At 71.7% G+C, this 11,374-nt stretch carries 8 protein-coding genes and 1 pseudogene; 8 read left to right on the top strand and 1 reads right to left on the bottom strand.

What is annotated here, in order from left to right; all coding sequences use genetic code 11:
- Positions 1–22 precede the first annotated feature (22 nt).
- The 8 genes from ROA7023_RS17600 to ROA7023_RS17565 all read left to right on the top strand — a co-directional run bounded on the left by ROA7023_RS17600 (position 23) and on the right by ROA7023_RS17565 (position 11,006).
- Positions 23–1,882, top strand: coding sequence for an efflux RND transporter periplasmic adaptor subunit (locus tag ROA7023_RS17600; RefSeq protein ID WP_085880347.1), 1,860 nt, complete (start codon positions 23–25; stop codon positions 1,880–1,882).
- Positions 1,879–4,026, top strand: coding sequence for a M50 family metallopeptidase (locus tag ROA7023_RS17595; RefSeq protein ID WP_143535622.1), 2,148 nt, complete (start codon positions 1,879–1,881; stop codon positions 4,024–4,026). The genes ROA7023_RS17600 and ROA7023_RS17595 overlap by 4 nt, the downstream gene beginning before the upstream one ends.
- A complete protein-coding gene (locus tag ROA7023_RS17590) occupies positions 4,019–6,010 on the top strand; it encodes a preprotein translocase subunit SecA (RefSeq protein ID WP_159458572.1) in 1,992 nt (663 codons plus the stop codon). The genes ROA7023_RS17595 and ROA7023_RS17590 overlap by 8 nt, the downstream gene beginning before the upstream one ends.
- 1,404 nt (positions 6,011–7,414) lie before the next feature.
- Complete coding sequence (locus tag ROA7023_RS17585; protein WP_085880344.1) at positions 7,415–8,446, top strand: AraC family transcriptional regulator; 1,032 nt, start codon at positions 7,415–7,417, stop codon at positions 8,444–8,446.
- Between the two features lie 78 nt (positions 8,447–8,524).
- Positions 8,525–8,890 (top strand): YMGG-like glycine zipper-containing protein, encoded by a 366-nt coding sequence (locus ROA7023_RS17580; protein ID WP_085880343.1) that lies wholly within the window; start codon positions 8,525–8,527, stop codon positions 8,888–8,890.
- 198 nt (positions 8,891–9,088) lie between these two features.
- The gene (locus ROA7023_RS17575) at positions 9,089–9,457 is read left to right on the top strand and encodes a hypothetical protein (protein WP_085880342.1); all 369 of its coding nucleotides are present in this window, start codon (positions 9,089–9,091) and stop codon (positions 9,455–9,457) included.
- Positions 9,458–9,471: 14 nt separating this feature from the next.
- Positions 9,472–10,329: an SDR family oxidoreductase gene (locus tag ROA7023_RS17570; RefSeq protein WP_085880341.1), complete on the top strand. Its 858-nt coding sequence runs from the start codon at positions 9,472–9,474 to the stop codon at positions 10,327–10,329.
- Positions 10,326–11,006, top strand: coding sequence for a hypothetical protein (locus ROA7023_RS17565; protein WP_085880340.1), 681 nt, complete (start codon positions 10,326–10,328; stop codon positions 11,004–11,006). The genes ROA7023_RS17570 and ROA7023_RS17565 overlap by 4 nt, the downstream gene beginning before the upstream one ends.
- Positions 11,007–11,200: 194 nt before the next feature.
- On the opposite strand, the pseudogene ROA7023_RS25580 reads toward ROA7023_RS17565, so the two are convergent.
- Positions 11,201–11,374 (bottom strand): annotated as a pseudogene (locus ROA7023_RS25580) (ATP-binding protein); the annotation flags it as partial.

Below are 11,374 nucleotides of genomic sequence, written 5' to 3'. Positions count from 1 at the left end.
GGCTGGACTAGACTGACGCATCATGCAGCACGAGACAGTGAGCCGTGCCGAGAGCCGGCGGACCGGCCAGTCCGACCCGTTGCAGGACATCTCGGACCTGGAATCGCCCGATGCGGCGGCGTTCCTGTCAGCGTGGCTGGCCATGCTCGCCGAGGACCTGGCCGATGTCCGCCTGATCGCCGTGTTCGTCGAGGACCGGCAGGCCGGCGACTTCGCCCCGGCCGCTGTCCACCCCGACGGCCGCGGCGACCTGACCGCGCTGGAACCCGTGGCCCGCGAGGTTCTGGAGACCCGGTCGCCCGCCCAGGGCCAGGATGACGGCGGGGCCGTGCTGATCGCGGTGCCGGTCACGGTGGCGGGCGGCATGCCGGCCTTCGTCGCGCTGCAATTCGGCACGCCCGGCGCCGGTGTCACTCTGCGGCAGCGCCAGCGTATCGTCTGGGCGCTCGGCTGGCTGGAGCGGCGGTTCATGGAGCAACGCGCCGAGGAGACCGCCTCGGAACATGCCGCCAGCCTGCGCGCCATGGACATCTTCGCCAGTGTCGGCGCAGAGCGGCGGGCCCCGGCCGCGGCGCAGGTCGCGGTGAACGCGCTGGCCGAGGATCCGGCGCTGACCCGCGTGTCGCTGGGCCTTGTGCGCGGACGGCCGCGCCGGGGCGCGCCGGTCAGGGCCGAGGCGGTCTCGGGCAAGGCATGGTTCCGGCGCCGCTCCGCCACGATCCGGCGTCTGGGCGAGGCGATGGAGGAGGCGCTGGACCAGGGCGCGACCGTCGCCCTGCCGGCGGGCGAGGACAGCCAGCGCATCGCCGTCGCCCATCGCGCCTACCAGCAAGAGACCGGGGCCGCCGCCGTGGCGACCGTGGTGCTGTTCGACGACGACCTGCCGGTGGGCGCGATCACCGCCGAGGGCGCCTCGGCCGATGGCATCCCGCCCGACACGCTCCGCCGCCTGGCCGCGTTGGCCGCGCTCCTGGGTCCGGTGATCGAGCTCAAGCGCCGCCAGCAAAGCTGGATCGCGGGGCGGGCGGTGGACTTGGCGCAAAGCGGGCTGGTGGCGCTGTTCGGGCGGCACCGGCCGTCCTACCGGTTGGCCGCGCTGTGCCTTGTCGTGCTGGCCGCGCTGCCCTTCGCGATCCACAAGCCGCTGCGCCTGGTGTCGGACGCCACGCTGGAGGGCAGCCGGCAGATCGCTGCCGTGGCCCCGTTCGACGGGATCATCGCCGAGGCCGGCACCCAGGCCGGCGCCCGTGTGGCCGAGGGCGACCTGTTGTTCAAGCTCGACGACCGCGAGCTGGAGCTGGAGGCCGCGAAATGGCGCAGCGACCTCGACCAGCTGGCCCAGGAGGAGCGGCGCGCGGTCTCTGACGGCGAGCGCGGCGAGGCGGTGCTGTTGCAGGCGCAGCGGCGCCAGGGCGCGGCGCAACTGGCGCTGGCCGAGGCGCGGCTGGCCCGCGCCGAGGTGCGGGCCCCGATCGACGGCATCGTCATCTCCGGCGACATCAGCCAGCGCATCGGCGCCCCCATCAGCGAGGGCGAGGAGGTGTTCGGCATCGCGCCGCTCGAGTCCTACCGCGTGGTGCTGGAGATCGACGAACGCGACCTCGACCTGGTCCGCCCCGGGGAGACCGGCAGCCTGCGGCTGACCGCCCGGACCGACGCCGCGCTGCCGTTCGAGATCACCTCGGTCACCTCGGTCGCGCGGATCGAGGAGGGCCGCCGCCTGTTCCGCGCGAACGCGGAGCTGCTTGCTCCGGCCGAGAGCCTGCGCCCCGGGATGGAGGGGGTCGCACGGATCGACGCCGGCCAGCGCAGCCTCGCCGATATCTGGACCCGGCGGCTGCGCGACTGGGTGCAGCTTGCGATTTGGCGCTGGATGCCATGAGCGAGCCGTTCTTCTCTGAACACTGGTATCGCGTGGCGTCCCTGCGGCCCCGGCTGGGGCAGGGGGTGACGATCGCGCGGCGGCGCTTTGCCGGGCGGCCGGCCTATGTCCTGACCGACCCGCTGACCGGCAAGTCGCACCGCCTGACGCCCCATGCCTACGCGCTGATCCACCGCTTCGACGGCCGCCGGACCCTGGGCGACGCCTGGAGCGACCTTGCCGAAGAGCTTGGGCCCGAGGCGCCGGGTCAGTCCGAGGTCATGTCGCTGGTGGGCCAGCTTCACGGCGCCGACCTGATCGCGACCGACCGGCCGCCCGACGTGGCCGAGCAGGCAGAGCGGCGCGGCAAGCAGGACCGGCAGGTGTTCAAGCAGAACCTGATGGGGCCGCTGTCGTTCCGGCTGCCGCTGTTCGATCCCGACCCGCTGCTGTCGCGCACGCTGCCGCTGGTCCGTTGGCTGGTGGGGCCGTTGGGGGTTGCGCTGTGGCTTGCGCTGGTGGTCTGGGCGCTCAGCGGGGTGATCCGCGAGTTCGACACGATCCGGGCGGCGGTGACGGACCAGGTGCTGTCGGCCGGAAACCTTGCGCTGATCGCGGCGATCTATGTGCCGATCAAACTGCTGCACGAATTGGCGCACGGCTGGGTGGCCAAGCGCTATGGCGTCGATGTGCATGATTTCGGGCTGATGTTCCTGGTGTTCATGCCGGTGCCCTACGTCGACATCACCGCCGCCGGTGCCCTGCCGGGGCGCGGCCAGCGGATCTTTGTCAGCGCCGCGGGGATCATGGTGGAAACGGCGCTGGCGGCCGGGGCCTTCCTGTTCTGGCGCGACATGGAGCCGGGGCTCGCGCGGGCCGCGCTGTTCAACGTGATGCTGATCGGCGGGGTGTCGACCGTGCTGGTCAACGGCAACCCGCTGTTGCGGTTCGACGGGTATTTCATCCTGTCGGACCTGCTGGGCATCCCGAACCTGGCCAAGCGCGCCAACGATTGGTGGGCGGATCACTGGCAGGCCACGGCCTATCGCGCACCCGACGTGGTGCCCAAACCGGCAAGCGGCTATGAGGCCACCGTCTTCGCGCTCTACGCGCCCGCGGCCTTCGTCTACCGGATCGCGATTTCGCTGACGATCGCGGCCTTTCTGGTGTCGCGCTTCTTCATCCTCGGGGTGGTCTTCGCGGCCTGGTCGCTGTTCAACGCCTTGCTGAAGCCCGTGGCCAAGGCGTTCTGGACACTGACCACCGGCCCCCGCCTGCAGAGGGTGCGCGGGCGGGCGGTCCTGACCACGGCCGCGCTGGGGGCCGTGGTCCTGGCCCTGCTTTTCGCGCTGCCCGCGCCCTGGGCCACGCGGACGCAAGGGGTGGTCTGGCTGCCGCCCTCGGCCGCGGTGCGCAGCGACGGCACCGGCTTTCTGGCCGAGATGGCGGTCGCCCCCGGCGCGCTGGTGACCGAGGGCCAGCTGATCGCCCGGCTCGACAGCGCCGTGGCCGCCGCCCAGGCCGAGGTGGCCGAGGCCCATGCCGCCGAACTGCGCCTGCGGCTTGCCGCCGACGCGGTCGCCGCGCCCCGGACCGCCGCCATCACCCGGATCGAGCTGCGCGCCGCCGAAGAGGACCTGGCCCGCGCCCTCGACCGGCTCTCGGACCTGGAGATCCGGGCCCGCGCCACCGGCCGGTTCGAGCCGCTGAAGCCGGCGGGCGATCTTGTCGGCGCCCATGTGGCGCGGGGCGAGGAGATCGGCCATGTCCTGCCCACGACACCGCCGCGGCTGCGCTTTGTCGTCGGCCAGAGCGCCATCGACACCGTGCGCCAGCACCTGCGGGCCGCCGAGATCCGGCTGCCGACCCGGCCCGCGGTGAGCATGAACGCCGGCCCCCTGCGCGAGATCCCGGCGGCCGCCTTCGAGCTGCCCTCGCCGGTGCTGGGCACCGCCTTCGGCGGGCCGTTCCCGGTCGATCCGCGCGACGAGACCGGCCGGCGCAGCCTGGCCCGGGTGTTCCAGTTCGAGACCGACCTGCCCGAGGGCATCCCCTCGCGGTTCGGCGGGCGGGTCCATGTCCGGCTCGATCACGGCACCCGCCCGTTGGGGCTTCAGCTTGCGGACGCGCTGCGGCGGCTGTTCCTGCGGGGCTTCGATGTCTGAGGCCGCGCGGTTCTGGGGGCGGGGCGTGCGGGTGCGGCTGATGCCCTATCCGCACCGGCGCGACCGGCCGATGAACTGGACCGACCGCACCCTGCGCCGGGTGCAGGGCCGGGCCGCGGCGGCCCTCTCGCCGCGCAGGGTCTCGCGCCGTCGCCAGATCGCCCGGATCCTCGCGCTGAGCGACAGGATCGACACCCGCCCCGAGCCGCTGGCCGCGCGGCTTGACGCCCTGCGGCCCCGGCTGCTGCGCGACGGGCTGCGGGGCAGGGCGCTGATCGAGGCGATGGCCACCGTCCGCGCGGTCTTTCTGGCCGAGATCGGCTTTGCCCACCGGCCCGTGCAGATCCTCGGCGCGCTGCGCCTGCTGGAGGGGCGCCTGCTGGAGATGGCGACCGGCGAGGGCAAGTCCGCGACCGCCTGCCTCGCCGCCGCCGTCACCGCGCTCGCCGGGCTGCCGGTGCATGTCGTGACGGTGAACGACTACCTCGCCGGCCGCGACGCCGAGACCTTCGCGCCCGTTTTCGGCTGCCTCGGGCTCGACACCGGCCTGGTCGCCGCCGGCCTCTCCCCGCCCGAGCGCCAGGCGGAATACCGCAAGGCCATCGTCTATGTCGACAACAAGGAGCTGGTCTTCGACTATCTCAAGGACCGGCTGGCGCTTGGCCAGGCCCGCAGCCTCGCCCGGCACGCCTGGCGGACGGCCTCCGACCCCGCAGCGCCGCCGCTGCTGCTGCGGGGCCTGCATTTCGCGATCATCGACGAGGCGGATTCGATCCTGATCGACGAGGCGGGAACGCCCCTGATCATTTCCGCCGAGGGCGAGGCGGGGGCCGATGCCGACCTCTATCGCCTGGCGCTCGACCTGGCCGGCGGGATGTCGCCCGGCCAGCATTTCGTGCTGGAGGACAGCGGCCGCCGCGCCCGCCTGCGCCCGGTGGGCGAGGCCCTGGGCCGTGCCGCGGCGGGGCAGGCGGGCGGCGTCTGGCGCGTGCCCAAGGCCCGGCGAGAGCTGCTGGAACAGGCCGTCGTAGCGATCCACGTGATGCAGCGGTCGGTCCACTACATCGTCTCGCCGGAGGATGGCGTGGTGATCGTCGACGAATTCACTGGCCGGGCGATGCCAGATCGCTCTTGGCGGGCGGGGCTGCACCAGATGGTGGAGTTGAAGGAGGGGCTCGACCCCTCGCCGCAGAAGGAGACCGTGGCCAGCATCACCTACCAGCGTTTCTTCCGGCAATACCTGCGGGTCTCGGGCATGACCGGCACCGGGCTCGAGGTCGCGGGCGAGATGCGCAGCGTCTACGATCTGGTCGCCAGCCCCGTGCCCACGCACAGGCCCGTGGCGCGGCAACACCTCGGGACCCGGCTGACGGCAAGCGCGGCCGAGAAACGTGCCGCCATCCTGGCCCGTGTCCGGCAGATGCACGCGGCGGGCCGCCCGGTGCTGGTCGGCGTGAGGTCGGTGGGCGCGGGGGATGCCCTGTCGCAGGATCTGGCGGCCGCCGGTCTGCCGCACGAATTGCTGAGCGCCCAGAACGAGGCCGACGAGGCCGGGCGCATCGCCGGGGCCGGGGCGGCCGGGGCGATCATGGTGGCCACGAACATGGCCGGGCGCGGCACGGACATCCCGCTGGGCCCCGGCGTGGCGGAGCGGGGCGGGCTGCATGTCATCCTGACCGAATTCCACGAGAGCCGCCGGATCGACCGTCAGCTCTACGGCCGCGCCGGCCGGCAGGGAGAGCCGGGCAGCTGCGAGGATATCGTCGCGATCGACGACGACCTCTTCCGCCGCCACGCCGCGGGGCTGAGCGCCACCCTCGGCCGCTTCGCCGGAACGGGCCGCGGAGGCGTGGCGGCGCGCCTGCTGCGCCGCCACGCCCAACGCCGCGCCGAGGCGGTCTCGGCCAGCCAACGCCGCGCCCAGCTTCGCGCCGAGACGGAGCGCGTCAAATCCCTCGCCATCGCGGGCAACGATCCGGTCTGACTCCGCAGCCCTTCTGAAGATCAGCGCACGTCAGGCCGGCCGATCTTCCCGAGCGGCCCGGGTCAGCAGTTCCAGCAGTGCCTGCTGGAGAGCCATGTCGGAGGCAAGCGTGATCGCGGTCTCCCAAGCCATCCTCAGGACGAGCGCACAGAAACGCGAAGGGGGGCGATGCCGCTTTTGGGGGAAATGGCGAACGCGGCATGGGGCGGCCTCCTTTCACTGGTCCCTGGCTGGCGGCGAGGCGAGACAGGACCTGATCGCGGCGAGTGGTCCTCGGGCCGGTCCCGGATGGGATCGTGTCCCGCCTCGGAACGATCTCCGTCCGGGCCTCCGGGACCATCGCTGCGTGCCAGCCGTGGAGCGATGCGCCTGTCCGGTCGTTGCAGGCTCGGGCCAGGATCGGGCCAGGTTCGGGCCAGGGGCCGGGACAGGTTAGGGACAGGTTAGGGCCAGGTTCGGGACAGGGGCCGGGACCGGGCAGGTGTAGGCGAAACCGGACGCCATGACGCCGGCCGCCGCCGCCGGGGTGCTCCAGAAGCTGTCGCGCGCGTGGTTGCCAAGGCGCCATGCGGGGGCGGCGAGGGCCTGCCCCCGGCAATGGTCGGGATTCCCTGGATCGTTGGCGTAGGCGTCCACGACGGTGCCGGCGATGACGTCAGGGGCGGCCTCCGCATCGGCCGCAACCTTCCCGGACCGGGGCCCGGCCAGCAGTCGGGCCCCAGTCCACCCGCGGGCTGTGCAACAGCGCGGCGAGGCGGGGCCTGGATGGCGGCAAGCCTCACCTGTCCAGTGGTCCCGGCTTGATCGGGACGGCGGGACGGCGGGACGGCGGGAGGGCGCGGGGGGCGCCTCGGGGTCGGTGGCCGAGGTAGGCGACAGCCGGCATCGCGCCCCGGGAATGGCGGGTCAGCAGGGCAGGGCCTGCGACCTGCGCCGCGCTCGGCGCATCGTGATCGGCGAGGCGCTTCGCCGGACCCTGCCGCTCTTCCGTCACCCGCGCCGCCCCTCCGGCGCCGCGCTGATCGTGGAACCGGGCACGGTGAGGATCGCTCTGTCCATCCAGCGCCGGCAGCGAGCGGTGATCGGCCCCCGTCCTGCTGGACGACGGCGCGGCGCGCCCTCGGCTCCTGCCAGGCGGCCATGCAGCAGGACACCGACCCCTCGGGCCGAGGCGAGGCAGCATCGCCCGTCCCCGTTGCCGGAATCCGCGGGGGAAACCCGCGTCGCCCACAGCAGGACGGCGTGGGCCCGCGCGGAAAGAATGTGGAGACTTGCAATCAGCGCAAGCATGCCGCGCCGCATGGGGGGTGTCCCTACGTCAGGTCATGGGGCATTCTGCCGACGCCGGTTCGGCAACGGCATGACCGGGCGGACCAGGACCTTGACCCCCGGGAGCACCGCCGCATGTCCGATCAGACCATGGCCGCCGGTTTCGCGCGAGCGTTCCTTGACTACGCGGTTGCCGACGGGGCGCCTCGCGGCGGCCTTCTGGCGGCGTCGGGGCTGACGGAGGATGACCTGGCGGATCAGGACAACCGCATCCCGGTCAGCGCCTACCAAGGCCTTATCGGCGCCGGGATCGAGGCGACAGGGGACACGTCGCTCCTGTTGCGGCACGTCCTCGATACCCGGCTGGAGACGATGTCGATCGTCGGCCAGATCGTGCATGCCTCCATCTCCTTTCCGCACAGCCTGGATCAACTGAATCGCTACGCGCGGCTCATGGCCGATGTGCTGATCCCCGGCGGGCGCGATCCTTTCGAGCTGGTCCGCGACGGCGAGGCGGTCTGGCTGGTCGATCATCGGCCCCCGGACGGCAGTTGGATGGCCACGGAGGCGGGCTTCGCCCGGTTCATCTCGGAATTCCGCCGCTCCGCGCCGGAGCACCCGTTCGAGCTTGCGCTGGAGGTGAGCTTTGCGCCGCCACCGCATGCCAATCGCTATCCCGAGTTGTTTCGGGTGCCGGTGACGTTTCGCGCAGCGCGCAACGCGCTGCGGATCAATCCGATCTGGCTCGACGTTCCATTCGACGGTGGCAAGGATTACGTCTTCGGCGTCTTCACCCGCCACGCCGACACGCTGCTGGACGAGCTTGCGACCCGTGACACGGTGCGCTCTGCGGTCGAGGCAATGATGCTCGCGGACCTGCACGAGGGCACGCTGTCGATGGATCGCATCGCGCGCGACCTCGGGATGAGCCGCCAGACGCTCTATCGCCGCCTGAAGGACGAGGGCGTCACCTTCGCGCAGGTCCATGACGACCTGCGCCACCGTATGGCGATGGATTACCTGGGCGCGGGCAAGGTCTCGGTCGGGGAAACAGCATATCTTCTGGGGTTCTCGGAGGCCTCGGCCTTCGTGCGGGCCTTTCGGCGCTGGACCGGGGCGAGCCCGACCGCGTGGCTTGGCAATCGATACCCAAGGTCAAGCCGCTGATCCCTGCGGTCATGCCGTCACCCGGCACGGACGGATAGGTCCTCCTTCGACACCAAGGTTTGTCGAAGGAGACACGAGATGAAACCAATCCTGATCGCCCCCGCTGCGATGACCGCCCTGCTTGGGGCCTGCGCCGACATGGGCACGAAAGTGGACCCGATCCTGGACGGCCAACCAACCGCGCAGTTCCACAGTGACCTTTCCGCCTGCCGCAGCCTCGCCCGCAACCAGTCGCAGCTGGATCACGAGACGATGGCCGCCGCCGTCCTCGGTGCCGGGCTCGGCGGTGTGCTGGGGGAGGTCGATGACGACGGTGACGCCTTGGGCGGCGCCGTTGCCGGTGCGCTCGCGGGCGCCGCGATGGGGGCGTCCGAGGCGAGCGACACGCGCGAGGCCATCGTGCTGAACTGCCTGCGTGGCCGCGGCCACGCTGTCGTCAACTGAGGGAGGGGGCGATGCATGACATCCAGACCCGGATGACCGGCCTGCACCAACTGCTGACCGGGGGGCCGGGCCAGCCTGCATGGCGGTCCGTCTATCCGCCCCGTCACCTCTGGGGTGATAACGGCCTGGCGGAGGGACGGGCGCCCGCGCCGCGTCGGCGCCTTCCCGTGCGCCTTCGGTGGTGGTGAGGGCCGACCGATGACCCAGGTCCTTGCCTTCGCCTATGCCGGGCTGGCCGCGCTGCCGGTGCTGATGCACCTCGCGGTCGCCGCCGGGGCGCCGCTGGGCCGGTTGACGGTCGGCGGGCGGTTTTCCGGCCGTCTGCCGCCCCTGTGGCGGGCGCTGGCGCTGATCCAGGCGGCGCTTCTCGCGTTGATGGCCGGGGCGGTGCTTGCCCGGGCCGGCATCGGCCCGGCAGCGCTGACGCCGCTTTTCTGGCCGGCACTTGCGCTCACCCTGCTGTCGCTCGCCGCCAACGCGGCAAGCCCCTCGCGCCCGGAGCGTCTGCTCTGGACGCCGGTCCTCGTCTTGATGACCGCCGCCGCGCTTGGCGTCGGTTTCCTCTGACCCGGAGACGATCCATGACCGTTCTCGTTGCCGGAGCGACCGGCTACCTCGGGCGCTTCCTGTGCGCCGAAGACGCGCCGCGGGGCCACCACGTCACCGCTTTGGTGCGCGACGCCGCGCGGGCCGATGTTTTCGCCGATCTGACGGTCGAGGCCGAGGCTACACGGCCCGAGGGGATCATGGATGGCAAGGACCTCGTCGTCTCGTCGCTCGGCATCACCCGGCAGACCGACGGGCCTGGCTACCGGCAGGTCGACGTCCAGGCCAACCTGAACCTGCTGCGCGAGGCCGCAGCCGCGAGCGTGAAGCGCTTTGCCTATGTCCATGTCCTGCATGCCGAGGCCATGGCGGGCGTGCCGCTGGTCGATGCCAAGGCCGCCTTCGTCGACGCCCTCCGCGCCTCCGACATGCCGGCGACGGTGATCGCGCCCACCGGGTATTTCTCCGACATGGGCGAGATCCTCGTGATGGCGCGAAATGGCCGCGTCTGGCTGTTCGGAGACGGAACGCGGCGCCTCAACCCCATTCATGGCGCCGACCTGGCGGTTGCCGTCGCCGACGCGACGGAGACAGGGCGGGGCTGGGCCGAGGTCGGTGGCCCCGATGCGATGACGCAGGACGAGATCGCCCGCGCCGCCTTTGCCGCCCTCGGGGCCGAGCCGCGCATCACCCACATGCCGGACGTCCTGCGCCGCACGGCACTTGCCGTCCTGCCAATCCTGCCGCGCCGCATCGGCGGCCCGGCGCGATTCTTCCTGACCGCTTCGGGGCGCGACATGGTCGCCCCCCGCTTTGGCACGCGGTGCCTTTCCGATCACTTTGCGACCCTTGCCGCCGAGGCGGCCCACAATCCTTCAGGAGAACAGAAATGACTCTCACCAAAGCTGGCGGCCTGGCCGCCCTCGTCTGCGCCGCAACCTACATCTTCGGCTTCGTCTTCCTCGTCACCGTGTTCGCTCCACTCGGCTTCGGCTCGGGCGAGATCGATGTCCCCGCCGTCGTCACCTATACCGCCGAGAATCCTGGCATGATGATCCTCTGGAACACCACCATATACGTGGTCAACGCGCTGGCGCTGACGGTTCTGGTCGTCGCACTGCACCGCCGGATCGCCGCAGAGCGCCCCGACGCCGCCGCCTTGGGCGGCGCCATCGGACTGATCTGGGCCACCCTCGTTCTCGGCGCCGGGATGCTTGCCAATGTCGCGGTGGAGCACGTCCATGCCCTCGCAGCCGATCCAGAGGCCGCTGCCGAGCTGTGGTCGACACTCCACGCGGTCGAGCTTGGCCTGGGCGGCGGCAACGAGATCGCCGGCGGTGCCTGGATCCTGGCCGTCAGCCTGGCCGCGTTTGCGAGCGGCATCTTTGGCCGCATCCCTGCCGGGATCGGCGCGGTCAGCGGCTTTGCCGGGCTGTTGACAATCCTGCCGCCGCTTGGCGAGGTCGCCGGCGCCGTCTTCGGCCTTGGCGCCATCCTATGGTTCATCGTCGCCGGCATCGTCCTTCTGCGCCACCGTCAAACGCCATTCGCACAGGAGACCTTCGCATGAGCAAGCTTGCCTGCAACGGAAGCGCCCGCGAAGGCTCCGAAGCTTTCTGGGGCCGGACCTGCCAATCAGCATCTGATCGTGGTGCCCCCTCATCGGCGTCCGGCATTGACCCCTCCGGAGCTGAGCTGGTCCGGCGCTGCGCAGTCCTCGTGTGACGCAGCGGCGGCGGGCCGGCGGGGGTGGCTTTTGCGTTGGGCTCGGTTCTTTAAGCGCCAGCTTTCGTTGCCGCCGCCGCCGGTCTCGCAGCGATGCGTCGGGCGGTCGAGGAGCGCAGCGGTCATCGTCGCGTCTCCGAAGACGGTCGGCCATTCGCCAAAGGCGGGATTGGTCGTGGCGATGATCGAGCTCCGCTCGTGGGGCTTGCCGAT

The sequence above is a fragment of the Roseisalinus antarcticus genome (assembly GCF_900172355.1).
Classification (GTDB): domain Bacteria; phylum Pseudomonadota; class Alphaproteobacteria; order Rhodobacterales; family Rhodobacteraceae; genus Oceanicola; species Oceanicola antarcticus_A.
The sequence above is the reverse complement of the archived record's forward strand: the minus strand, read 5'-3'. Positions and strand labels throughout refer to the sequence as shown.